17 protein-coding genes, 1 rRNA gene and 2 pseudogenes are annotated in these 23,611 nt (G+C 71.4%); 14 read left to right on the plus strand and 6 right to left on the minus strand.

The window, feature by feature from the left end; genetic code table 11:
- The 4 genes from rrf to AB0D31_RS07905 all read left to right on the plus strand — a co-directional run.
- A 5S ribosomal RNA gene (gene rrf / locus AB0D31_RS07890) occupies positions 1-92 on the plus strand; the annotation flags it as partial.
- Positions 93-277: 185 nt separating this feature from the next.
- Complete coding sequence (locus tag AB0D31_RS07895) at positions 278-922, plus strand: nucleoside/nucleotide kinase family protein (RefSeq protein WP_362718572.1); 645 nt, start codon at positions 278-280, stop codon at positions 920-922.
- 60 nt (positions 923-982) lie between these two features.
- Complete coding sequence (locus AB0D31_RS07900; protein WP_362718575.1) at positions 983-1,936, plus strand: hypothetical protein; 954 nt, start codon at positions 983-985, stop codon at positions 1,934-1,936.
- Positions 1,937-2,143: 207 nt separating this feature from the next.
- Positions 2,144-3,274 (plus strand): aminopeptidase P family protein, encoded by a 1,131-nt coding sequence (locus AB0D31_RS07905; RefSeq protein ID WP_362718578.1) that lies wholly within the window; start codon positions 2,144-2,146, stop codon positions 3,272-3,274.
- Between the two features lie 36 nt (positions 3,275-3,310).
- On the opposite strand, the gene treZ is transcribed toward AB0D31_RS07905, so the two are convergent.
- Together treZ and AB0D31_RS07915 are read right to left on the minus strand one after the other, a co-directional pair.
- Positions 3,311-5,053: a malto-oligosyltrehalose trehalohydrolase gene (gene treZ, locus AB0D31_RS07910; RefSeq protein ID WP_362718845.1), complete on the minus strand. Its 1,743-nt coding sequence runs from the start codon at positions 5,051-5,053 to the stop codon at positions 3,311-3,313.
- Positions 5,054-5,126: 73 nt separating this feature from the next.
- Positions 5,127-5,694 (minus strand): annotated as a pseudogene (locus AB0D31_RS07915) (hypothetical protein).
- Positions 5,695-5,883: 189 nt separating this feature from the next.
- On the opposite strand from AB0D31_RS07915, the gene AB0D31_RS07920 reads away from it, so the two are divergent.
- The gene (locus AB0D31_RS07920; protein WP_362718581.1) at positions 5,884-6,438 is read left to right on the plus strand and encodes a DUF1707 and FHA domain-containing protein; all 555 of its coding nucleotides are present in this window, start codon (positions 5,884-5,886) and stop codon (positions 6,436-6,438) included.
- 44 nt (positions 6,439-6,482) lie between these two features.
- Here the strand turns inward: AB0D31_RS07920 and lpdA are convergent, their stop codons facing one another.
- A complete protein-coding gene (gene lpdA / locus AB0D31_RS07925; protein ID WP_362718584.1) occupies positions 6,483-7,949 on the minus strand; it encodes a dihydrolipoyl dehydrogenase in 1,467 nt (488 codons plus the stop codon).
- A 175-nt stretch (positions 7,950-8,124) separates the two neighbouring features.
- Here lpdA and AB0D31_RS07930 point away from each other — a divergent pair, with 175 nt between their 5' ends.
- Together AB0D31_RS07930 and AB0D31_RS07935 are read left to right on the plus strand one after the other, a co-directional pair.
- Positions 8,125-9,072: a LysR family transcriptional regulator gene (locus tag AB0D31_RS07930; protein WP_362718587.1), complete on the plus strand. Its 948-nt coding sequence runs from the start codon at positions 8,125-8,127 to the stop codon at positions 9,070-9,072.
- Between the two features lie 94 nt (positions 9,073-9,166).
- The gene (locus tag AB0D31_RS07935; RefSeq protein ID WP_362718589.1) at positions 9,167-10,198 is read left to right on the plus strand and encodes a cytochrome P450; all 1,032 of its coding nucleotides are present in this window, start codon (positions 9,167-9,169) and stop codon (positions 10,196-10,198) included.
- Here the strand turns inward: AB0D31_RS07935 and treY are convergent.
- Both treY and glgX read right to left on the minus strand, forming a co-directional pair.
- Positions 10,158-12,509 (minus strand): malto-oligosyltrehalose synthase, encoded by a 2,352-nt coding sequence (gene treY / locus AB0D31_RS07940; protein ID WP_362718592.1) that lies wholly within the window; start codon positions 12,507-12,509, stop codon positions 10,158-10,160. The two genes, AB0D31_RS07935 and treY, sit on opposite strands and share 41 nt — an antisense overlap.
- A gap of 194 nt (positions 12,510-12,703) precedes the next feature.
- Complete coding sequence (gene glgX / locus AB0D31_RS07945) at positions 12,704-14,824, minus strand: glycogen debranching protein GlgX (protein WP_362718595.1); 2,121 nt, start codon at positions 14,822-14,824, stop codon at positions 12,704-12,706.
- Positions 14,825-15,167: 343 nt separating this feature from the next.
- On the opposite strand from glgX, the gene AB0D31_RS07950 reads away from it, so the two are divergent.
- Complete coding sequence (locus AB0D31_RS07950; RefSeq protein WP_362718598.1) at positions 15,168-16,403, plus strand: SAV2148 family HEPN domain-containing protein; 1,236 nt, start codon at positions 15,168-15,170, stop codon at positions 16,401-16,403.
- A 111-nt stretch (positions 16,404-16,514) separates the two neighbouring features.
- Positions 16,515-17,237 carry a 3'-5' exonuclease gene (locus AB0D31_RS07955; protein ID WP_362718600.1) on the plus strand — a complete coding sequence of 241 codons (723 nt, stop codon included), beginning with the start codon at positions 16,515-16,517 and terminating at the stop codon, positions 17,235-17,237.
- A gap of 39 nt (positions 17,238-17,276) precedes the next feature.
- Here AB0D31_RS07955 and AB0D31_RS07960 read toward each other — a convergent pair whose 3' ends face one another.
- Entirely contained in the window at positions 17,277-18,188 is a 912-nt protein-coding gene (locus AB0D31_RS07960; RefSeq protein WP_362718848.1) for an aminoglycoside phosphotransferase family protein, read from the minus strand.
- A 185-nt stretch (positions 18,189-18,373) separates the two neighbouring features.
- Here AB0D31_RS07960 and AB0D31_RS07965 point away from each other — a divergent pair, with 185 nt between their 5' ends.
- The 5 genes and pseudogenes from AB0D31_RS07965 to AB0D31_RS07985 all read left to right on the plus strand — a co-directional run bounded on the left by AB0D31_RS07965 (position 18,374) and on the right by AB0D31_RS07985 (position 23,600).
- Entirely contained in the window at positions 18,374-19,276 is a 903-nt protein-coding gene (locus AB0D31_RS07965; protein WP_362718850.1) for a sugar ABC transporter permease, read from the plus strand.
- Positions 19,273-20,111 (plus strand): annotated as a pseudogene (locus AB0D31_RS07970) (carbohydrate ABC transporter permease). Before AB0D31_RS07965 ends, AB0D31_RS07970 begins: the two are co-directional and overlap by 4 nt.
- 83 nt (positions 20,112-20,194) lie before the next feature.
- Positions 20,195-21,484, plus strand: coding sequence for an extracellular solute-binding protein (locus AB0D31_RS07975; protein ID WP_362718603.1), 1,290 nt, complete (start codon positions 20,195-20,197; stop codon positions 21,482-21,484).
- A gap of 272 nt (positions 21,485-21,756) precedes the next feature.
- A complete protein-coding gene (locus AB0D31_RS07980) occupies positions 21,757-22,962 on the plus strand; it encodes a S8 family serine peptidase (RefSeq protein WP_362718606.1) in 1,206 nt (401 codons plus the stop codon).
- A 77-nt stretch (positions 22,963-23,039) separates the two neighbouring features.
- Positions 23,040-23,600 (plus strand): DUF1697 domain-containing protein, encoded by a 561-nt coding sequence (locus tag AB0D31_RS07985; RefSeq protein ID WP_362718609.1) that lies wholly within the window; start codon positions 23,040-23,042, stop codon positions 23,598-23,600.
- Positions 23,601-23,611 lie beyond the last annotated feature (11 nt).

The raw sequence follows: 23,611 nt of genomic DNA on the forward strand, positions 1-23,611 counted from the left end.
CGCCCGGTTACATTCCGAACCCGGAAGCTAAGCCTTTCAGCGCCGATGGTACTGCAGGGGGGACCCTGTGGGAGAGTAGGACGCCGCCGAACAATTTTTGGGGAAAGCCCCGCACCAGATCGTAGAAATACGGTCACGGTGCGGGGCTTTTTCGCGTTCACGGCAGTTCAGGCAGTTCAGGCAGTTCAGGCAGTTCAGGCAGATCACGGCAGATCACGGGCGATCCTCTCCGACGCGCTGCATCGGTCGCCACCGATCTCGGGGGAACAATGCAGGTATGGCTCTCGCTACGGATCTAGATCTCGACCAGCTCGTGGGCCGTGCCCGCAGGCTCGTCGTCCCCGGTCGGCGTCGCATCCTCGGTGTCGGAGGACCGCCCGGTGCCGGGAAGTCCACGCTGGCGGGGGAGTTGGTGGGGCGGCTCGGCGGAGAGGCCGTGCTGGTGCCCATGGACGGCTTCCACCTCGCCAATGCCGAGCTGCGCCGGCTCGGGCGCGCCGAACGCAAGGGCGCTCCGGACACCTTCGACGCCGCCGGATACGTCGCCCTGCTCCGTCGGTTGCGCTCGCCCGATCCCGGCACCGTCGTCTACGCGCCGGATTTCGACCGCACGCTGGAAGAGGCGGTGGCCGGGAGCATCGCCATCGATCCCCGGGTGCCGCTCGTCGTGACCGAAGGCAACTACCTGCTCCACGACGACGGCCCCTGGCAACAGGTCAGGGACCTCGTCGACGAGGTCTGGTACCTCCAGATCGACGACTCTGAGCGGGTGCGCCGGCTCGTCGAGCGCCATGTGCGGCACGGAAAGGACCGGTCCCACGCCGAACGCTGGGTCAAGGAGTCCGACGAGGTCAACGCCCGTCTCGTGGCCCCGGCTCGCATGCGGGCCGATCTTGTCATCAGCGGGGCCCGCTCTGGGTAGGCTCGCAGCTCTGGCGACGTGCGAGGCATCCGGCGACCGTGCGAGGGAAAGGCAGCAGACGTGGGGATATTCCGACGAGGGCCGAGGCGGGACGCGAGCGACGTTCCCCGGGACTCCGAGTTCGGCTTCTTCTCCGAGGACGAGGGTGCCCGGTTCCGCGCCCTGGTCAGGGAGGCGTTCGCCGAGCTCGGCCTGGAGGTCACGGTCTACGCGGACTCGGTGAAGGACAGCGGCAGCCGGCGGTTCGGCCTCGGCAATCTCGCCGCCGTCTGCCACAACGAACCCCGAGGGCCGCGTGTGTGGCCGGAATTGGTTCGCAGACACGTCGGCATGGTGCTGCGCACCATGGACGCGCCGTCCGCGCTCGACACCATGCCGCCCGACCAGATCAGGGCCCAGCTCTACCCCCGGGTGATCAGCGGCGACGGTCTCGATCCGCAGAGCTTCGGTTACGCGCGCAGTGTGGCGCCCGGCCTCTACGAGATCCTCGCCCTCGACCTTCCCGAAAGCGTCATGATGCTGACGGACGAGGCGCTCGAACCCCTCGGCAAGGTCCCCGACCTGCGCGAAATGGCCCTGCGCAACTTGCGGGAGCTGCCTGTCGAGAGCCACGAGAGGGTCAAGGGCGACGACGGCACGCGCTTCGACATCGTCATCGGTGACTCCTTCTACACCGCGAGCCGGGTGCTCGCCCTGGAGTCCGTGGTGCGTGACGTGGCCGGGCAGGAGATCCCGCCGGACGGTGCCCTCGTCGCCATGCCCTTCCGCCATCAGCTGGCCTTCCACGTCATCCGCGACTCCGGCATGGTGCTCGCCCTCAACGCCATGGCGTCGTTCGCCGCCTCCGGCTACGAGGACACCCCGGGGGCGATCAGCCCGTACGTCTACTGGTGGCGCGGCGGCATGCTCACCCAGCTCAGCGACCGGGATGGGGACGGGCTTCGCATCGTCGTCGGCGACGAGTTCGGTGAGCTTTTGGAGCGGCTCGTCGCCGAGGAGACGGACGGGCTCTGAGACAGAGGAGACGTACAGGCTCTGAGACAGACGAAGACGTACGGGCTCTGAGACAGAGCGGAGGTACGGGCTCTGAGACAGAGCAGAGGTACGGGCTCTGAGACAGATGAAGACTGACGGGCTCTGGGACACAGGAGACCTACCGGCTACGGGCTCAGACACACGGGACCGCTCGCGTCCACGCAGGCCTACGGGCAGGATGAGCCCATGCTCTCGACGCCCGCTCCCGCGCCCTTCACCGCCGACGACTACCGGGCCCGGATGGCCCGCGCGGCCCGGTCCGCCGCCGACGCCGGTCTTGCCGGCCTCCTCGTCGCACCCGGCCCCGACCTCGTCCACCTCACCGGCTACCAGCCGACCGCGACCACCGAGCGGCTCACCGTCCTGGTGCTCGCGGCGGGGCAGGACCCGGTGCTGGTCGTGCCGACCCTGGAAGCTCCGGATGCCGCGCACGCCGCAGGCGCCGACGCGCTGACCCTGCGGGAGTGGACCGACGGCAAGGACCCGTACACCGTGACGGCGCCGCTCCTCGATGCCGGTGGGCGCTTCGGAGTCAGTGACAACGCGTGGGCGATGCATCTGCTCGGCTTCCAGAAGGAGTTGCCCGGCACCTCGTACGTCTCGCTGACCGAGGCGCTGCCCATGCTGCGCGCCGTCAAGGACGAGCATGAACTGGCCCGTCTGGAGGCGGCGGGCGCGGCGGCCGACGCGGCGTACGAGGAGATCGTGACGGTACGGTTCGCGGGCCGCTTGGAGACCGAGGTGGCCGCCGATCTGGCGGCCCTGCTCATCAAGTACGGCCATGCACAGGTGGACTTCACCGTCGTCGGGTCGGGGCCCAACGGGGCCAAGCCGCACCACGAGGCGGGCGACCGCACGATCGGCCACGGCGACATGGTGGTGCTCGACTTCGGCGGGCTCAAGCACGGGTACGGCTCCGACACGACCCGTACCGTCCACGTCGGAGAGCCCACCGCCGAGGAGCAGCACGTCCACGACGTGGTGCGCGCGGCGCAGGAGGCGGGCTTCGCCGCCGTGCGCCCCGGTGCCGCTTGTCAGGATGTCGACCGTGCGGCGCGCGCGGTGATCGCGGAGGCCGGATACGGCGAGTACTTCATCCACCGCACCGGCCACGGCATCGGTGTCACCACCCATGAGCCGCCGTACATGATCGAGGGCGAGGAGCGGCCGCTGGTGCCCGGGATGTGCTTCTCGATCGAGCCCGGCATCTATCTGCCCGGCCGGTTCGGCGTCCGCATCGAGGACATCGTCACCGTGACGGAGGACGGCGGCCGGCGTTTCAACAACACCGACCGCGCCATGGCCGTCGTCCAGTAACTGGCTTGCGTGGTACGGGCGTTGAGCCGGGGTCGCTCAGCGTCCGAGTACCGCGCAGGACTCCGGCGGCATCAGCATCAGGCCGTCCGCGCCCGGCGCCTCGACCGGCTCCCAGGCCGCGAGGACCCGGCCGCCGCCACCGAGCTTGATCCTGACCGCCTCCTTGGCGAGGTTGATCACGACTCGCAGGTCGCCGCGGCGGTAGGTGATCCAGCGCGCCTCCTCGTCGTACGCCACCTTGACGGCCGCGAGGTCGGGGTCGGTGAGGTCGGGCCGGTCGTGGCGCAGTGCGATGAGCTCGCGGTACCAGGCGAGCAGTCGCGCGTGCGGCTCGGCCGACCGCTCCGACCAGTCCAGGCAGGAGCGCCCGCGGGTCTCGGGGTCCTGCGGGTCGGGCACGTCCTCGGGGGCCCAGCCGTGCGAGGTGAACTCCCGCCGCCTGCCCTCCCGTACGGCCCGGGCGAGGTCGGGGTCGGTGTGGTCGGTGAAGAACTGCCAGGGGGTGGCGGCGCCCCACTCCTCGCCCATGAACAGCATCGGCGGGAACGGGCTCGTCAGGGTCAGCGTCGCCGCGCAGGCCAGCAGGCCGGGCGACAGGGTCGCCGAGAGCCGGTCGCCCTGGGCGCGGTTGCCGATCTGGTCGTGGGTCTGGGAGTAGCCGAGGAAGCGGTGGGCGGGGATGCGGACGCGGTCGACGGGACGCCCGTGAGCGCGGCCACGGAAGCTCGAATACGTACCGTCGTGGAAGAACACCCGGGTCAGGGTCTTGGCGAGCGCGGAGAGCGGGGCGCGCGCGAAGTCGGCGTAGTAGCCCTGGGACTCGCCGGTGAGCGCGGTGTGCAGGGCGTGGTGGAAGTCGTCGTTCCACTGGGCGTGCAGCCCGGTGCCACCCTCGTCGCGTGGGGTCGTGGTGCGCGGGTCGCACGTGTCGGACTCGGCGATCAGGAAGAGCGGCCGGCCCAGCTCGGCGGCGAGCGCGTCGACGGCGGTCGCGAGCTCTTCGAGGAAGGTGTACGCGCGGGTGTCGGCCAGCGCGTGCACCGCGTCCAGGCGCAGCCCGTCGAGGTGGTAGTCGCGCAGCCACGCCAGCGCGCTCTCCAGGAGGAAGGCGCGCACCTCGTCGGAGCCCGGGGCATCCAGGTTGACGGCCGAACCCCAGGGGGTGTGGTGGGTGTCGGTGAAGTACGGTCCGAAGGCGGGCAGGTAGTTGCCGGAGGGGCCCAGGTGGTTGTGCACGACGTCCAGGACCACGCCGAGACCGTGGGCGTGGGCCGCGTCGACGAACCTCTTCAGGGCGTCGGGCCCGCCATAGGGCTCGTGCACCGCCCACAGGGACACACCCTCGTACCCCCAGCCGTGCCGGCCGGGGAAGGGGCACACCGGCATCAGCTCGATGTGAGTGACCCCCAACTCGGCGAGTGCGGCGAGGTGTTGATGTGCTGCGTCGAGGGTGCCCTCGGGGGTGAAGGTGCCGATGTGCAGCTCGTACAGGACGGATCGCTGGAGCGGGGGGCCGCCCTGCCACGGGTGCTGCCAGCCGAAGCTCTCGTGGACGACGACGGCGCTGAGACCGTCCGGTCCTTCGGGCTGGCGGCGTGAGCGCGGGTCGGGCAGGACCGGGCCGTCGTCCAGTACGTAGCCGTAGCGGTCGCCGGGTTGGGCGTCGGCCTCGACGAGCCACCAGCCCGCGCGGACGGGATGGCGGCGCATGGGATGGGTGGCGCCCTCCAGGAGAAGGGCGGTCCGGTCGGCGTGCGGTGCCCACACTTCGAACAGCACTGGCATGTCCCCCTGTCGTAACCGGTTGCGACCATGGTGCGACAGACGGCGCGGACACGCCCGCAATTCGGGACTACTTCCAGATCATGTTGAGCACGCGCTGGAAGACGATGTATCCCGCACGGGCGAACGCGTTGGCCATCGGGACGTTGGGAAGGTCGGTAGCGGCACGGATCCGGGGGACGTTCTGTGCGGCGAGGATCCGGGTGCCCTCGGCCAGGATGTCGTCGGTGTGGCCGCCTGGTCTCGACAACCTCACGCGCGGCGGGGTCCTCACGCCAGTCACCGGGTACGAAGCGGCCGTACTCGGGGCGTGCCGAGCCGGCCGGGACCACGGCGCCGGTCGCCGTTTCCAGCAGGCGCAGGCCGATCTCGTGCCGCTCGGCGGCGGGCAGGCCGTCGTCGACGTCGAAGAAGTCGAGGCTGTGCGGAACGCCGCCGCGGCGCGCGGCCCACCACGCGAGGCGCGCGAGGACGCGGCCGTCGCGCACGGCGATCCACATCCACTGCCAAATGCGGCGGCCGGAGGCCAGGTCGCCCGCCACTTCGTGGTCGAGGACGTAGGAAAGCTGCTGGAAGAGCCCGAGTTCTTCGGGCCCGGCGAGCGGACGGATGACGAGGTCCGACGCGGTGTTCGGCAAAAGAGGCCCCCCGGAGGATGTGCGAGTCGGCGGACCCTGACAACTCCATGGGCCCCACGCGCAAGGCTTTTTCGGCGAGAAGCGCCTTGCGGCGCAGGTCAGCGGTGGGGCGGCGGAGGATGGGCGGAGCACGAGAGGGGCGGTCGGTCTGCTGGACACGTCCGGGCCCGGGGAAGGACAATCGCCGGTGTGACGCCCTCTTTTGAATTCCAGACGTCCTCGGCGCCCGCGCGGCTCTCCGACGCGGAACGCGACCGGGTTCTGGACGTGCTGCGCGAGGGCGCCGCCGAGGGCAAGCTGTCGCAGGACACGTTCCTGCGGCGCATGGAGATCGCGCTCGCCGCCCGCCACTCCGGTGAACTCGCTCCTCTCACTGCCGACTTGACGAGCCGCGGCCGGTGGTCCAAGGCAATGTTCGGTGCGGTCAGCCGGGTGTCGGAGTTCTCCGTGTCGCTGCGCAGGGCCTGGCAGTCGGAGCGGCTGCCCAAGCTCCTTTTCCCGGCGCCCGGCCCCTATCCGCTGCGGATCGGCCGCGACCCGGCCAACGGGCTGCGCCTCAGCCACGAAACGGTGTCGCGGGTGCACGCGGAGCTCGTCTTCCAGTCGGGGATCTGGCAGCTGCGCGATCTCGGCTCCACCAACGGGACCTGTGTGAATGGGCGCCGGGTGACGGGAGCCGTCGCCGTGGCCGACGGCGACCAGGTCAGCTTCGGCCGGATGGCGTTCCTGCTCGCCACCCACTGAGCGGCGGGCCGGGCCACCTACGCCCGTCCGGCCCCCGCACGTCCTCACTGCTGGTGCAGGCCCCGCCCGGCCAGGGTGAGGAAGGTTTCACCGACGGCCTCCGAGAGCGTGGGATGGGCGTGGATGTGGCGGGCCACGTCCGACGGTTCGGCGTCCCAGCCGACGATGAGCTGGCTCTCGGCGATCATTTCGGACACGTTCGGTCCGACGAGGTGGACACCGAGGACCTGTCCGCCCCGTTCGGCCACCACCTTCACCACACCGCCCTGCCCGTGCACCATGCCCTTGGCGACGGCGGTCAACGGCATGGTGTTGACGACGACGTCGTGGCCGCCGTTGCGCGCGTCGGCCTCGGTCAGCCCGACGGACGCGGTCTGCGGCGAGGAGTACGTGACCCGGGGCACCGCGGCGTAGTCGACGGGCGCGGAGGCCATCCCGGCCAGTGTCTCGGCGACCAACAGCCCCTCGGCGAACGACGCGTGGGCCAGGCCGAGGGAGGGCGGCGGCAGCAGGTCGCCCACGACGTGGATGCCGGGGACGGCGGTTTCGAGCCGGGACCAGTCGGTCGGCGCGACGAAACCCCGCTCGTCGGTGGCGAGTCCGGCCGCGGCCAGGTCGAGGCCGTCGGTGACCGGCGCGCGGCCCACCGCCACCAGGAGCCGTTCCGCCTCGACGGCGCGGATCTCGCCGCGCGCGGTGCGCACCGACGCACGCACACCGCCGTCCACGACGGTCGCGTCCAGGAACCGCGCACCGCACTGCACATCGATGCCGCGCTTCTTGAGGCCCCGCGTCAAGTGGCGGCCGACGTCGGCGTCTTCGAGCGGCACCAGTCGGTCGGCGGCCTCGACGAGCGTGACCTCGGCGCCCATCGACCGGTGGAAGGAGGCGTACTCGACACCGATCGCGCCGCCGCCGAGCACCAGCACGGAGTGCGGGAGCCCGGGTGCGAAGAGCGCGTCGTCGCTGGTGACGACGTGGTGTCCGTCCGCCGTGAGACCGGCCAGCATCCGGGGGCGTGAACCGGTGGCGAGCACGATGCCGCGCCGGGCGGTCACGGTCCCATGGCCCTCCACGTGGACGCTCCGCGGACCCGTCAACCGGGCGCCGCCGCGCAGCACTTCGACGTTCGCGTGCGAGAGATGGCCCTCGACGCCCTTGTGATTGCGGGAGACGATGTCGTCGCGCGTCGCCACCAGCGCCTGCCAGTCGATGGAATCCACGCTCGCCTTCACGCCCCACCGCTCACGGGCCTCCGCGATTCCGTCCACCAGTTCGGCGGCGTGCAGCATCGCCTTGCTGGGGATGCAGCCCCGGTGCAGGCACGTTCCGCCGACCTTGTCGCGCTCGGCGAGCACGACCTTCAGGCCGAGTGCGGCGGCGCGCAGGGCAGTGGAGTACCCGCCGGTGCCACCGCCGATCACGATCACATCGGCCACGCGGTCGCCGGTCCGGTCGTCGGTCCGGTCGTCGGTCCGCTCGTCGGTCGCGCCGCTGGTTGCGTCGGGCATGGTTCGATCCCCGTTCTCGGTCGAAGGCCCCCTGGGACCGCTCACGGGGTAAGCCTCCGCCGGGCCGCTGCCATGAGTCCAAGGCAATCTGTGCGTGAGATCCATGCAGCATGCTTATGGCGTGAGCGCGTGCCGGACGCGCCACCGGAGTCAGTGGGAACAGAGGGAGCACGCCGTGAGCCTGCGACAGATGGAGTACTTCGTGACGGTCGTGGAGGAGGCGTCGTTCACCCGGGCCGCTGAACTGCTGCACGTCACGCAGCCCGCCCTCTCCCACCAGATCAAGGCGCTGGAGAAGTCCGTGGGCGGCGCACTCCTGGAGCGGCTGCCGCGCGGCGTGCGGCTCACCCCCATGGGCCGCGCCTTCCTGCCGCACGCGCGGCTCGCGGTGCGCAGCGCCCTCCAGGCCCGGCGCGCCGCCCGCGCGGCATCCGATGCCGTGGGCGGCGAACTGCACATCGCCTGCGTGCACTCGGTGGCCGTGGGCGTGCTGCCCGAAGCGTTCGCCCGCTGGCGGCGCAGCCACCCCGGGGTGCGGCTGATCCTCCACGAGTACGCCAGTACCGAGGCGCTGGAGGAGGCGCTCGAACGGGGCGCCGCCGACCTGGCCGTCGGGCCGCCCCCGAAGTACTGGGAGGGCCCCGTCGTGCGGGTCGGCGAGGAGGAGATCGCGCTCGTCGTCGCCTTCGACGACCCGCTCGCGGGCCGCGTCTCGGTGCGGCTGGAAGAGTTCGCCGACCACGCCTGGGTGCGGTGCGCGATGGAACCCGTCGTCGAAGGGCAGCCCTTCCTCGACCTGGTCTGCGGCCGCGCCGGTTTCACCCCGCGCACCGTCGTCCGCACCGAGCACACCTCGACGGCGGTGCGCATGGCGGCCGCCGGGGTCGGCGTGGTCGCCGTGCCCACCCACGTCGTACGCGGCGGCGTCGGCGAGGACTGTGTGGTGCTCTCGGTCGAACCGTCGTGGAAGCGCGACCTGACGGTGTTCTCGCGGGTCGAGCTGGCCGACGCCGCGGCCGCCTTCACTGAACTGCTGCGCAGGTCAACGCCGTACGGCACGGCCCGCCTCTCACCCGTACGGCCGAACGCCGATCGCGAGTGCGCCGCGGAAGTGGTCCGCTGAGAGCAGTCACCGGCGCCCGGCGGCTCTGCGGCTCCGCGGGACCCCCGGGCCGCATCGGCCGCGCCCCGCCGGGCGCGCAACGGGGAGGCGCGCCATGACGACCGTCGAACCGGCCGACGCATCGGCCCTCGCGTTCTCGCCGCGCACGCTCTCGCTCCTGGGCCCCGCCGCCCGCGGTGACCCGTACGCCTTCTACCGGACCCTGCGCGAAGAACACCCCCTGCTGTGGGATGCCCGGCTCGGGGCGTGGCTGGTCAGCCGGTACGCCGACGTCGCCCCCGCCCTCGGCGACCCCAGCATCGCCGGACCGCGCCGGGGCCCCTGCTGCGGGCCGGGGACGGTGCACTGCGCCCAGGAGTACGCGGCCCCCGAGAGCGCCTTCGCGCTGCTGCGCGAGGTGTGCGCCCGCACCGCGTATGTGCTGGCCCACCGCCTGGCCGGGCGGCAGGAGGCGGACCTCGTCGAGGAGTTCTGCCGGTGGCTGCCGACCGGGACCATAGCCGCCGCGACCGGCCTCTCCTACGGGGCGGTCATGGGCCGCCGCGGCGCGGTGGCGGCCCGCAGCCGGGCGGAGGCACCCGCCGCCGTCGACGCGGGCCGCGGCCGGGGCGGCACCGGGGTGGCGCTCCTCGCCGCGCGCTCCGCCGGCCAAGCCGTCCTCACCGGTCAGGCCCTCGCCTCACTGCTGGCCAACCTCCTTGACAATCCTGACCAGTTGGAGCTGATCAAGGCGGTGCCCGCGCTGATAGGGCAGGCCTGGGAAGAATCACTGCGGCGCAATCCGCCCGTCCATGTGGTGCTGCGCCGGGCTGTGGACGAACATGCCTTGTCCGGCGGTGTGGTGCCCGCCGGGGGAGCGGTGGCCCTGCTCGTCGGGGCCGCCAACCGCGACCCCGGCCGGTTCGCCGACCCCGACCGCTTCGACCTGCACCGCACCACACCCGGCGGGCTCGCCTTCGGGCCGGCGGGCTGCCCGGCGGCGCGGGTCGCCGAGCTTCAGGCGGAGTGCGCCGTGACCGCCCTGCTCACCGCCATGCCGGGCCTTCGCCGGGCCGACGGCTTCGACCCCGCCGAGAGCGGCCTGCTCACCCGGGCCCCTCGCCTTCTTCTGGTCCGACCCGCCTGAGCAGCGCCACCGGCCGCTGCGCGAACAGCTTGTCGAGCTCCACGGCGCCGCTGAACCGCCGCCCCGGCGTGAGGACATCCGCCCAGGCGCCGTCCGGCAGTGCCAGCTCCGTGCCCGTCCAGCCGCCCGACTCGGCGAGCCGCAGCGACAGCCGGGTCACCGCCGTCACCACCTGGCCGGAGCGGCAGAACGCCACACAGTGCGCGGCGCGCGCGCCCCGGGCCTCAAGCGCCGCGTACCCGGACGCCGGGCCGAACACCTCCGGGAGTTCGCGGCGCAGCCGCAGCGCGGCCAGGGTCACCCCGAGCTTGTCACCGGGGTCGGCGAGGGCCGCCGGATCGAACGGCACCGGGCGCCGGTTGTCCGGGTCCACCAGCGCCGCGTACTCGGCCTCCGTGCCCTGGTAGAGCTCCGGCACACCCGGCATCGTGAGATGCAGCAGCGCGGCCCCGAGGCTGTTGGCCCGCGCGGCATCCTCGGTCTCCTGGACGAACTCCCGTACAGCGGCGGCCTGTTGACCGCCGGGCCCCGCTTCGACGAAGTCGCTCACGGCCTTCTCGTAGTCGGGGTCCTGCTCCGTCCAGCCGGTGCGCAGCCCTGCCTCGCGCACCGCCTTCAGGAGCGCCCCGCCGATCCGTTCCGTCTCCGCAGCCCCGCCGAGCCCCACCGAGGTCTGCCACGCCACCCACGCGAGGTGCGCGTCGGGCGCCTGCGCCCCGGCGACCCGGTCGAGGAGCGCCGCCCACCGGTCGGGGCACTCCGAAAGCACGGCGATCCTGGCCCGTACCTCCGCGCTGCGCTTGGTGTCATGGGTGGACAGGACGGTGCCGGTGCCCGGCCAGTCGCGGGCCAGGCGGGCGCAGAACGCGTGGAACTCGCCCGGCTCCGCCGAAGGCCGCCCCGGGTCCCCGCCCACCTCGTTCACCGACAGGAGCGGCGTGTACCGGTAGAAGGCGGTGTCCTCGACGGACTTGGCGTGCAGCGCCGACGACGTCTGCGCGAAGCGCGTACGGAAGCGGTCGCGGTCCTCGTCGTCACCGAGCAGTCCGAGGGCCAGGCCGCGCACCACGTCCACCGCGGCCGACTCCTCCGCCACCGTGAAGGCCGCCTTCGCCTCCGCGGCGGCAGAAGCGGGCAGCACCAGCTCGGCCCCGGTCCGGTAGGGCCGGTAGACCGGGACGCGCACCAGGAGCTCGCGCAGGGCCAGCCGAAGCGCCCAGGGGGCGTGATCGCGCAGCTCGGGGCCGCCGGTCGCGCAGATCCGCCGGGCGAGCCGCACCAGGTGCTCGGTCTCGGCCGCCAGGTCGTGGGTGAGCACCCGGTACGCCGCGCGGCGCACCGTCGGCTCCCACTGTCCGCCCAGGTCGTCGTCGGCACCGGTGAACTGCCGGTAGAGGGAGCCCAGTTGCTTCGTGCCGGACGGGTCGGCGAAGAGGCCGTCGATGTGGCGCAGGGCGTCGTAGCCGGTCGTCCCGGCGACCTGCCAGTCCGCCGGCAGGTGTTCGTCGCCGGTGAGGATCTTCTCGACCACCGTCCAGCGTCCGCCGCTCGCCGTGTTCAGACGGCGCAGATAGGCCTCGGGGTCCGCGAGCCCGTCCGGGTGGTCGATGCGCAGCCCGTCGGCGACCCCGTCGTGCAGCAGTTCGAGGACCTTGGCGTGGGTCGCGGCGAAGACGTCCTCGTCCTCCACCCGCAGGCCGATCAGGTCGGAGATGGTGAAGAACCGCCGGTAGTTCAGCTCGGTCCTGGCCAGCCGCCACCAGCCGAGCCGGTACCACTGGGCGTCGAGCAGTTCGGCCATCGGCAGGTGGGCCGTACCGTCGCGCAAGGGGAAGCGCGCCTCGCCATGGTGCAGTACGTCGCCCTCCACCGTCAGGCGGTCCATTTCCGTGCCGAGCGGCCCGCCGAGGACGGGCAGCAGCACGCGTCCGTCGCCCGCCGCCCAGTCGATGTCGAACCACGAGGCGTACGGAGAGGAGGGGCCGGCGCGCAGCACGTCCCACAGCGGGCGGTTGTGGCGGGCGGACGCCGACATGTGGTTCGGCACGATGTCGAGGATCAGGCCGAGGCCCGACTCCCTTGCTCTGGCGGCCAGTTGACGCAGGCCGGCCTCGCCGCCGAGCTCCTCGCGGACCGTCGTATGGTCGGTGACGTCGTACCCGTGGGTCGAGCCGGGCACGGCTTCCAGGATCGGGGACAGATGGAGATGGGAGACTCCGAGACCCGCGAGGTAGGGCAGCGCCTCCTCGGCGGCGGCGAACGGGAACGCAGGCTGGAGCTGGAGCCGGTAAGTCGCGATGGGCGGGGTCATGGGACGTAGGTACCCCGTTGAGCGGCTTGTGTGCGTTCGGACCCATGTGGTTGCTCCGGTCGGCGGCGTCGGCTCCGCCCGATGGCCGGTTTCCGCCCGGCGCCGGCGGCGCGCGGGGCGACCGCTGGGCCGGAGTCCACGCAACGGGGAACTCCGGCCCAGGTCGCAGCCGTTGTGCAGGGAGCGGAGGCGGGCTACGCGGGCCGCCGCAGGACCGTCATGCTCCGCCCGATCAGCGTGATCCGACCGCCTGCCTCGATCTTCGCTCCCCCCTCCGGCGGCACGCCCTCGGGCAGGGCGGTCTCCACGACCACCTGCCACTGCCGGCCGTGGTTGACCGGCACCACGAAGTCGAGGGTCTCGGCGCTGGCGTTGAACATCAGCAGGAACGAATCGTCGCTGATCCGCTCGCCGCGCGGCCCCGGCTCGGAGATCGCGTTCCCGTTGAGGAAGACCGACAGCGCCTTCGCGTTCGCCGACTGCCAGTGCCGGTCCGCCATCTCCTCGCCCTCGGGGGTGAACCAGGCGATGTCGGAGAGCTCGTCGTGGGTGCCCTGCACCGGCCGGCCGTGGAAGAAGCGCCTGCGCCGGAAGACGGGGTGGTCCCTGCGCAGCCACACCATGGCCCGGGTGAATGCGAGGAGCGTGCCTTCGGGGTCGTCGTCCGGGTCGGGCCACTGGACCCAGGACACCTCGTTGTCCTGGCAGTACGCGTTGTTGTTGCCGCCCTGCGTCCGGCCGAACTCGTCACCATGGCTGATCATGGGCACGCCCTGCGACAGCATCAGGGTGGCGACGAAGTTGCGCATCTGGCGCGCGCGCAGTTCCGCCACCTCCGTGTCGTCGGTCGGGCCCTCCGCGCCGCAGTTCCACGAACGGTTGTGGCTCTCGCCGTCGCGGTTGTCCTCGCCGTTGGCGGCGTTGTGCTTGTCGTTGTACGAGACCAGGTCGTTGAGGGTGAAGCCGTCGTGGCAGGTGTGGAAGTTGATGGAGGCGAGCGGGCGCCGCCCGTCGTCCTGGTAGAGGTCGGACGAACCGGTGAGCCGGCCCGCGAACTCGGCGAGCGTGCGCGGCTCGCCGCGCCACAGGTCCCGTACGGTGTCGCGGTACTTGCCGTTCCACTCCGTCCACAGCGGGGGGAAGTTGCCGACCTGGTAGCCGCCCTCGCCCACGTCCCACGGCTCGGCGATCAGCTTGACCTGGCTGACCACCGGGTCCTGCTGGACCAGGTCGAAGAAGGACGAGAGCCGGTCGACCTCGTGGAACTGGCGGGCCAGCGTCGCGGCGAGGTCGAAGCGGAAGCCGTCCACATGCATCTCGGTCACCCAGTAGCGCAGCGAATCCATGATCAGCTGAAGGACGTGCGGGGAGCGCATCAGGAGGCTGTTGCCGGTGCCGGTGGTGTCCTCGTAGTAGCGCGCGTCGTCGGCGAGCCGGTAGTACTGCGCGTTGTCCAGGCCCCGGAAGGAGAGGGTGGGGCCGAGGTGGTTGCCCTCCGCCGTGTGGTTGTAGACCACGTCGAGGATGACCTCGATGCCGGCCTCGTGCAGCGCCCGCACCGCCTGCTTGAACTCCAGGACCTGCTGGCCGCGGTCGCCCCACGAGGCGTAGGAGTTGTGCGGGGCGAAGAAGCCGATGGTGTTGTAGCCCCAGTAGTTCGCCATACCGGCGTCGACCAGCCGGTGGTCGTTGACGAACTGGTGCACCGGCATCAATTCGAGTGCGGTGACGCCGAGTTGGGTGAGGTGCTCGATGACGGCCGGATGGGCGAGGGCCGCGTAGGTGCCGCGCTGCTCCGGCGGGAGTTCGGGGTGGAGCATGGTGAGGCCCTTGACATGGGCCTCGTAGAAGACGGTGTGGTGGTAGTCGGTGCGGGGCGGCCGGTCGTCGCCCCAGTCGAAGAAGGGGTTGACCACCACCGAGGCCATGGTGTGCGGCGCCGAGTCCAGGTCGTTGCGGCTGTCGGGCCGCCCGAAGTGGTAGCCGTACACCGACTCGTTCCACTCGATCTGGCCGCTTATGGCGCGCGCGTAGGGGTCGAGCAGCAGCTTCGCCGAGTTGCAGCGATGGCCCCCCTGCGGCTCGTACGGTCCGTGCACCCGAAAGCCGTACCGCTGGCCCGGCAGCACACCGGGCAGATAGGCGTGGCGTACGAACGCATCGGACTCGCGCAGTTCGACGGCTGTCTCCGAGCCGTCGTCGTGCAGCAGACACAACTCGATCCGACGGGCGGCCTCGGAGAAGACCGCGAAATTTGTCCCGGCGCCGTCGTACGTGGCGCCGAGTGGGTAAGCCTGTCCCGGCCACACCTGCATGGGCAAGACTCTTCCACTTCCGCTCGGGGTCCTGAGGGGCTGTTCGGCCAGATCCTCCCTGAAAGCCAGATCCTCCCTGAAAAGACGAGGGTCACCCGGGACGTCCGGGTGCGCCAACGGGTGACCCGGTGGCCCGCGAAGGCAGCCAGGAGCCATGAATCGGCTCACCCGGTCAGATAGTGCCCACCAGAACAGGCCGTACCCTCCGCCGAGTTGGCAAACTCGACTCGCCATCGGGCTGCACCGCCTCCCGCTCGCGGAGTACCCTTCCTTGATCGTTGAAGGGTGTGCGGGGCGGGCTCGGCCCGCTCGGGTTTGCCGGGGGGCGGAAGGCGGTGCGCGGGTGAGCTCGGGAGGTCTTGAGCTGCCCCCTGGTGACACGGGTCATGAGGGGGAGTCCGGCGACATCCCGCCCGGAGCGGTCTCCCTCGCGCGCCCGATGGAGATCGGGGCCGAGCTGGACTGGGACACCGACGCCTGGAGCGAGGTGCGTACGCGCGCGCAGCGGGCCGGGCGCGCCTACATCTGGCTGAACCTGGTGGAGCAGCGGCTGCGCGCCGTGGTGGCCGCCGTGCTCCGGCCGATCTACGAACCGGTCCACGGCGACGACTGGGTGGTCGCGGCGGCCGGGCCCGCCGGCCAGGAGTGGGTGCAGCGGGCCGTCGCGGTGCGCGAGGTCTCGCGCCGCAAGGGCTATCTGCTCGACCCCGCCGACGACAACGTGCTCAGCTTTCTCACCCTGCCGCAGCTGCGCGAGCTGATGGTGCAGCACTGGCCCTGCTTCGAGCCGTACGTCGACGACCGGCGTGACGTAGAGCTCGCCCTCGACGAGCTGGAGGTGGCGCGCAACGTCGTCTCCCGCAACCGTGCACTCAACGAGGCGGTGCTCGCCCAGGCGGAGCGGGCCTCGGCGCGGCTCCTGGACGTGCTCGGCGGCGCGAGCGGCGCGCCGGCCGCGCACCGGCTGCCCATCGACGCCGTCGAGGACCTCGTCGGCGACCGGTACGCCGATGTGGTCTCCGTCCACTCCGACCGGGTGCGCCTGCAGCGCCAGCTGCCCGCCGAGGACCTCTTCGGGGGCGCCCGGCGCCTCGACGCCATAGGCATCGGGCTCAATCTGCTGGTGCAGAACTACTCGGGCCGGCGCCTGGTGCGGCTCGCCGAGTCCGGCTGCCGCATCCGGCTGCTCTTCCTCAACCCGGCGAGCAGCGCCGTCAAGCGGCGTGAGCGGGAACTCGGCCTGAAAAAGGGCGAGTTGAGCCGGTCGGTGGAGATGAACATCCTGCACATGCGGCGGGTGCGGACGGCGCTGCGCGATCCCGGGGCCTTCGAGATCCAGGTCTTCGACGAGACTCCGCGCTTCACCGCGTACCTGGTGGACGGCGACGGCGCCGACGGCCTCGCGGTCGTGCAGTCCTATCTGCGGCGCGCCCGCGGCATGGAGGCGCCGGTCCTGGTGCTGCGCGGGGGCGGCCGGCGGGGTGTGGTGCGGCCCGGGCAGGACGTGGAGCACGGGCTCTTCGAGACGTATCGCGAGGAGTTCGAGTCGGTCTGGGTTGATTCGCGCCCGGTGTCCTGAATTGGCCTGGTGCTCACTGTGATGCGTTCCGGCCGCGCGGCCGATTGTCAGTGCCGCGTGCGAGGGTGGTCGTCAACTGGGGGAAAGCACCACAGAAGGAGGGGCAGCAGCATGAGCTGGCACCTGGAGCCGCTGGTCGGCTTCGACCTGGAGACGACCGGCACCGAGCCGCGCGAGGCACGCATCGTGACGGCGGCGATCGTCGAAGTGCGGGGCCCCGAGGTGGTGGGGCGGCGCGGCTGGCTCGCCGATCCGGGGATCCGGATTCCGGCCCAGGCCTCCGCGGTCCACGGCATCAGCAGCGAGCGGGCGGCGGCGGAGGGGCGGCCCGCCCCGGAGGTGGCCGACGAGATCGCCGAGGTCCTGACGGGCCACTGGCGCCGCGGCGTGCCGGTGGTGGCCTACAACGCGGCGTTCGATCTGACGCTCCTCGCGGCCGAGCTGCGCCGCCACCAACTGCCCTCGCTCACCGACCGGCTGGGCGGCGCACCCATAGGCCCCGTCGTCGACCCCTATACGATCGACCGCTCCGTGGACCGCTACCGCAAGGGCAAGCGCACCCTCGAAGCGGTGTGCGTCGAGTACGGAGTGGTCCTTGAGACGGCGCACGACGCGGGGGCCGACGCGCTGGCCGCGGCCCTGGTCGCGGTGGCGATAGCCGAGCGCCACCCACAGGTGGCGCGTCTCGCCCTGGCGGAGCTGCATGAGCGTCAGATCCAGTGGTACGCGGAGTGGGCCGCCGACTTCCAGCGGTTCCTGCGTACGAAGGGCACCGTCGACGCGGTGATCGACGGTGCCTGGCCGCTGCGCGAGCTGACGCCCGCCCAGCGCTGATCCCCGTGACCGGGCCGGCCGATACGGCGCCGGCGCGGATCAGAAGGGGTACCAGCGCACCCCGGGGTCGTCGTCGCGCAGGGAGGCGACGCGGCGGCGGAACTCGTCGAGCGCCTTCGGGTTGGTGGGGGCGTGCTGCGCCACCCAGGCGCAGCTCGCCGTCTCGCGGGCGCCGCGCAACACCGCGCACCCCTCCCATGCGCGTACGTCCCAGCCGTACGCGGTGACGAACGCGTCGTACTCCTCGGCGGGCAGCCCGTAGCGGTCGCGCGAGAGGGCCATGACGACCAGGTCGTGCTCGCGCAGGTCGAAGGAGAAGGTCTCCAGGTCGACCAGGACCGGCCCTTCGGGCCCGATGTGCACATTGCGCGGCAGGGCGTCGCCGTGGATGGGACCGGGCGGAAGGTGCGGGGTGAGCGCCGCGGCCGCGGCCGCGAAGCCATCCCTGCGGGCGCGCAGATACGCGGCGTCGTCGGGGTCGATCGCCGCGCCGGCCAGGGTCAGCCAGCGTTCGACACCGCCGAGCAGTTCGCGGCGGGGCAGCAGGAAGCCGGGCGCGGGCAGGGCGTGGATACGGCGCAGCAGGACGGCCAGGTCCGCGGCGGTGGCCGGGCGTTCGGCGGCGGGCAGCCGGTGCCACACCGTCAGGGGGTGGCCCTCGACCGCTCGCGGCTTCGGCTCGGCGGCCCGTACCGCGGGCACCCCGGCCCCGGCGAGCCAGGTGGCGATGGCCACTTCGCGCTCGGCGCGCTCCAAAAGCTCCGGGTGGCGCGAGGCGTCGCGGCCGACCTTGACGACAAGACCGCCGGCGTGGGCGGCCCCGGTGCCGGGCAGGGCGAAGACGGCGTTCTCACCCAGGGCCAGCAGATCGGCCCGCGCGGCGCCGGGCAGGGCGCCGGGGTCGTGCCGTGCCGCCGCGGTGAGCAGTTCGCGTGCCCGTGCCTCGTCCATGGTCGTCGTCTCCCGGTGATCGTCTCGTTGCCGGTCAAGTCTCGCATTCACGCAGATCGTCTTGACGGACGGACGGACCGTCAGCACCATGACGGGGACTGTTCGGCCCCACTGGCCCTGACTGGCTTTAATGGCCTTACTGGCCGTACCGGAAAAAGGGGGTTGAAACGGTGTCATCGGCGACCGTGCGGACACGGTCGGCCACCGGATCGCCGACGAACGGCCCCGGCGGCGCCTGGTTCCTCGTGCTGCCGGCCCTCATCCCCATCCTGGTCCTCAGCGTGGGACCGCTCCTCTACGGCATCGCGCTCGCCTTCACCGACGCACAGTCGGGCCGTACCGCCGCGACCCGCTGGACGGGACTGCTCAACTTCCGCGACCTGGCCCACGACGGTCTGTTCTGGGAGTCGTTCAGGATCGGGCTGCTGTGGGCAGTCGGTGTCACCGTGCCGCAGTTCCTGCTGGCCCTCGGCCTCGCCCTGCTCCTCAACCAGCGACTCCGGCTGCGCCGGCTCGCCCGGGCGCTCGCGATCATCCCGTGGGCCATGCCCGAGGTCGTGGTGGGCATCATGTGGCGCCTCGTCTACCACCCCGACGCGGGCGTCCTCAACGAAACCCTGCGCGACCTGGGTCTCGGTGACGGACGGGACTGGCTCACCGGCCTCGCCACCGCGCTGCCCGCCGTGATCGTCGTCGGCATCTGGGCGGGCATGCCCCAGACCACGGTCGCCCTCCTCGCCGGGTTGCAGAACACCCCGCAGGAGCTGCACGAGGCCGCCGCCATCGACGGGGCCGGCGCGTGGCGCCGCTTCCGGGCGGTGACCTGGCCGGCCCTGAAACCCGTGGCCCTCGCCATCACCGCGCTCAACTTCATCTGGAACTTCAATTCCTTCGCCCTGGTCTACGTCCTGACCAACGGCGGTCCCGGCGGCCGCACCCGGCTCCCCATGCTCTTCGCCTACGAAGAGGCCTTCCGCTACGGCCAGTTCGGGTACGCCGCGGCCATGGGCTGTGTCATGGTCGCCGTCGTCGCGGCCTGCCTCGCATTCTTCCTGGCCGGGCGGCTGAGGCAGGGGGGCGACACGTGAGCACGCGCACCCGCAGAGCGGGGCGCGCGGGACAGTACCTCGCGCTCCTGGCCTACCTGGTCTTCCTCGCCTTTCCCTTCGTGTGGCTGATCTCCACCGCCTTCAAGCCGGCCCGCGAACTGGGCTCGCTCCACCCCACCTGGATTCCCCGGCATCCCACGCTCGACAACTTCCGCCAGGCCTTCGACGAACAGCCCCTGCTCCACGCCGGCCTGAACAGCCTGATCGCCGCCGTCTCGGCCTCCCTCATCGCGGTGGTCATCGCCACGCCGATGGCGTACGTCATGGCCCGCCACCGGGGCCGGCTCGCGGCCGCCGCCACCGGCTGGGTGGTGATCAGCCAGGCGTTCCCGTTCGTGCTGCTGATCATTCCGCTCTTCCTCGTCCTCAAGAACCTGCACGCGATCAACTCGGTGGGCGGCCTGGTCATGGTGTACGTGGTCTGGTCGCTGCCGTTCGCGTTGTGGATGCTGAGCGGCTACGTTCGCGCGGTGCCTGCCGAACTGGAGGAGGCGGCCGCGGTCGACGGCGCGGGACGGCTGCGTACCCTCGTCTCGGTCACCGCGCCGCTGCTCGCCCCCGGCATCGTGGCCACCGCCCTGTTCGCCTTCATCACGGCCTGGAACGAGTTCTTCTTCGCGCTCGTCCTCCTGAAGACCCCGGGAAAACAGACCCTGCCGGTCGTCCTCACCCACTTCCTCGGCGCGGAGGGGCCGCCGACCTCGGCCCGCTCGCCGCGGCCGCCTTCCTCGCCACCCTGCCGTCCCTGGCGATCTTCGCGATCATCCAGAGGAGAATCACCGGCGGCATGCTCACTGGGGCGGTGAAAAGCTGATGGGTGGCGGCGAGGCGCCAATGCGCGGCGGTGGAGCGCTGAGGCGGGGCGGCGAAGCCCTGAGGCGTGAGGGTGAACTGGGCGTGCGCAGGCGTTGGTTGAGCGTGGCCGCGGTCCTGGCGCTGCTGGTGGCGCTCCTCGCGGGATGCGGGGGCGGCGGATCGGACGACGGGGGAGTGGTCAGGCTCCGCTTCCAGTCCCTGGCCTGGCAGAAGGAGTCGGTCGCGGCGACCAAGAGCCTCGTCAAGGAGTGGAACGCGGCGCACCCGGCCGTCCAGGTCGACTATGTGCAGGGCAGCTGGGACACCGTCCACGACCAGTTGCTCACTTCCTTCGAGGGCGGCGAGGCGCCCGACATCATTCACGACGCCTCCGACGACCTGGCCGACTTCGCCTACGGCGGCTACCTTGCGGACCTGAGCGGCCTGCTGCCGCCACGGCTCAAGGGCGGTATTCCTGAACGGAGTTGGCAGACGGCCACCTTCGGCACGGGTGTCTACGGCGTGCCGTTCCTCCAGGAGCCCAGGGTTCTCATCGCCAACACGAAGTTGCTCAACGCGTCCGGGGTGCGGATCCCCACGCCCGAACAGCCATGGAGCTGGGCCGAGTTCAGGCAGGCGGCCAAGAAGCTGAGCGGCGACGGACGGTACGGCGTGGCCTGGCCGCTCAAGGAGCCCGTCTCGGCCACCCTCAACCTGAGCCTGTCCACCGGCGGCCGCCTCTTCAGCCGCGACGCGGACGGCAAGGCCGAGGTGACGTACACCGCCGCCGACGCGGTGGTCCCGGACACCATCCACGACCAGGTCACCATCGACCGGAGCGCCGCGCGCAGCACACTCGGCATGGGCGGCTCGGACACCCTGCCCGGCTTCTTCGGCGGCAAGTACGCCATGGTGCCGCTCGGGTTCTCCTACCGTCAGCAGATCGTGCAGCAGGCGCCGCCCGGCTTCGCCTGGACGGTGCTGCCGGCGCCCGCGGGCAGCGCCGGACTCGATCAGGGAGTCAGTCCGCAGACCCTGTCGGTCGCCAAGGACAGCCCGCACCGCAAGGAAGCCGTCGCGTTCATCGACTTCCTGCTGGGCCCGGCGAACATGGTCCGCCTGGCCAAGGGGGACTGGATGCTGCCGACCGGAACCGAGGCCCTCAAGGACCCGGCGCTGCACACCGCCGAGAACGGCTGGGCCACCGGCGCGGCGCTCGCGCCCCATCTGCGGTCGGCGCCCGCGCAATCGGTGCGGGGATATCCGGAGTGGAAGGACAAGGTCGCCACTCCCGCCCTTCAGGAGTACTACAGCGGTGCCATCGACGCGGCCGAAGTGAAGAAACGCCTGGTCCAGGACGGAAACCGGGTTCTCGCGCGCTATCAGCGCTGAGCCGCGCGTTTTAGCCCGCATTCGCCCGCTCACCCAGCGAGTTGATCGCCGCGACATTCGGCGATCCGCGGCGGGATGTCCACCGGCCTTCCATAAAGCCCGAGTTGCCCCTCCGTGGTCGGTATCGCATTACGAAAGCTTGTTGGGTAAGTCACAGCTGCATGAAGTCCTTGATCTGCGCGCGTCAATCGGCAAGGGTTTCGAACCAGCCCCGGAGGGTTTGCCTCCGGTAGGTCAGCCCCCCACATTCAGTGACGAGGAGACCCCTCTTCATGGCATCCCACAAGCGTGCGAGCAAGATCAAACTCACGGTGGCGATAACCGCCGCACTGGCCGCGGCCGGAGTCACCGCGCTCAACTCCCCGTTCGCCGGGGCCTCTCCCGCCGAAGGCACGGTCTACGGACTGAACGCCCAGGACGCGGTCGACGGGAGCTATATCGTCCTGCTCGACGAATCCGCCTCGGCGGACTCCAAGCGCAAACTCGCCGAGGAATACGGCGGCGAACTCAAGCGCGACTACTCCTCCTCGCTCAACGGCTTCTCGGCCGCCGGGCTTTCGCAGACCGAGGCAAAGCGGCTCGCCGCCGACCCCGCGGTCGGCAAAGTCGTACAGAACAAGAAGTTCCACATCAACGACACCCAGACCAACCCGCCGTCCTGGGGCCTGGACCGGATCGACCAGACGGGCACCGCCGGTGACGGGAAGTACACCTATCCGGCCGCCGCCGGGGACGGCGTCACCGCCTATGTGATCGACACCGGGGTCCGCATCACCCACAAGGACTTCGGCGGGCGCGCCTCCTACGGATTCAACGCCGTCGACAACAACGACAAGGCCGACGACGGCAACGGCCACGGGACCCATGTCGCCGGCACCATCGCGGGCACCGCGCACGGCGTCGCCAAGAAGGCGAAGATCGTCGCCGTACGGGTACTCGACAACAACGGCTCCGGCAGCACAGAGCAGGTCGTCGCCGGCATCGACTGGGTCACCAAGAACCACAAGGGCCCCTCCGTCGCCAATCTGAGCCTCGGCGGCACCGCCGACCCGGCGCTCGACGAAGCCGTGCAGAAGGCGATCGCCTCCGGCATCACCTTCGCAGTGGCGGCCGGCAACGAGTCGGCCGACGCGGGCACCAGCTCGCCGTCCCGGGTGAAGGAGGCCCTCACCGTCGCCTCGTCCACCAAGGACGACCAGCAGTCGAGTTTCTCCAACTTCGGCTCCGTCGTGGACCTTTACGCCCCAGGCTCGGACATCACCTCCGACTGGAACACCGGCGACACGGCCACCAACACCATCTCCGGCACGTCCATGGCCACCCCGCACGTCGTCGGCGCCGCCGCCGTCTACCTGGCCGGCCACAAGGACGCCACACCCGCCCAGGTCGCCGACGCCCTCACCAAGGGTGCGACGCCCGACAAGATCTCCAACGCGAGCCAGGGCACCCCGAACAAGCTGCTGAAGGTCGTCGAGTAGACGGAACCCGGCAGCACTGAACGACGGCCTCCGCGCCCGTCCCCCACGGGGCGCGGAGGCCGTCCTAGGGTGTGGCCATGACGACGACGTACGCCGCTCTCCTGCGCGGCATCAATGTGGGCGGGGCCAAGAAAGTTCCCATGGCCGAGCTGCGGAAGGTCCTCGGCGACCTGGGGCACGATGATGTGAAGACGTATCTCAACAGCGGCAACGCCGTCTTCAGCAGCGCCTCCCGCGACGAGGACGTGCTCGCCGCCGAACTGGAAGCCGCCATCGAGAAGCACTTCGGCTTCTCCGTCGCGTGCATGGTGCGCGGCGGGCCCTATCTGCGGGCCGTCCACGACGCCTGTCCCTTCCCCGCCGAGCAGCTCGCCGGCAAGCAGCTGCACGCCACCTTCTTCTCCGGCCCGCCGGTCACCGCCGACCGCTTCGCGGGCATCGACCGGGCGGCCTACCTCCCCGAGGAATTCCGCCTGGGCGATCAGGTCCTCTACCTGTACGCGCCCGGCGGCCTCGGCACCTCACAGCTCGCCCCGGCCCTGTCCCGGCCCGGCCTGCTCAAGGGTGTCTCCGCGACCTCCCGCAACTGGAACACCGTCAAGGCGCTGGTGGAGATGGTGGAGGCGGGCCGGGGGTAAGGGCCGAAGTC

It is taken from the genome of Streptomyces sp. NPDC048361 (assembly GCF_040651795.1).
Classification (GTDB): domain Bacteria; phylum Actinomycetota; class Actinomycetes; order Streptomycetales; family Streptomycetaceae; genus Streptomyces.

What these genes read in the sequence shown, in the direction of transcription:
- AB0D31_RS07960 (WP_362718848.1), bottom strand. Translation starts at nt 18,188, where the DNA reads ATGGACGAGGCACGGGCACGCGAACTGCTCACCGCGGCGGCACGGCAC.
- AB0D31_RS07980 (WP_362718606.1), top strand. Translation starts at nt 21,757, where the DNA reads ATGGCATCCCACAAGCGTGCGAGCAAGATCAAACTCACGGTGGCGATA.
- AB0D31_RS07895 (WP_362718572.1), top strand. Translation starts at nt 278, where the DNA reads ATGGCTCTCGCTACGGATCTAGATCTCGACCAGCTCGTGGGCCGTGCC.
- AB0D31_RS07935 (WP_362718589.1), top strand. Translation starts at nt 9,167, where the DNA reads ATGACGACCGTCGAACCGGCCGACGCATCGGCCCTCGCGTTCTCGCCG.
- AB0D31_RS07985 (WP_362718609.1), top strand. Translation starts at nt 23,040, where the DNA reads ATGACGACGACGTACGCCGCTCTCCTGCGCGGCATCAATGTGGGCGGG.
- AB0D31_RS07905 (WP_362718578.1), top strand. Translation starts at nt 2,144, where the DNA reads ATGCTCTCGACGCCCGCTCCCGCGCCCTTCACCGCCGACGACTACCGG.
- treY (WP_362718592.1), bottom strand. Translation starts at nt 12,509, where the DNA reads ATGACCCCGCCCATCGCGACTTACCGGCTCCAGCTCCAGCCTGCGTTC.
- AB0D31_RS07955 (WP_362718600.1), top strand. Translation starts at nt 16,515, where the DNA reads ATGAGCTGGCACCTGGAGCCGCTGGTCGGCTTCGACCTGGAGACGACC.
- lpdA (WP_362718584.1), bottom strand. Translation starts at nt 7,949, where the DNA reads ATGCCCGACGCAACCAGCGGCGCGACCGACGAGCGGACCGACGACCGG.
- glgX (WP_362718595.1), bottom strand. Translation starts at nt 14,824, where the DNA reads ATGCAGGTGTGGCCGGGACAGGCTTACCCACTCGGCGCCACGTACGAC.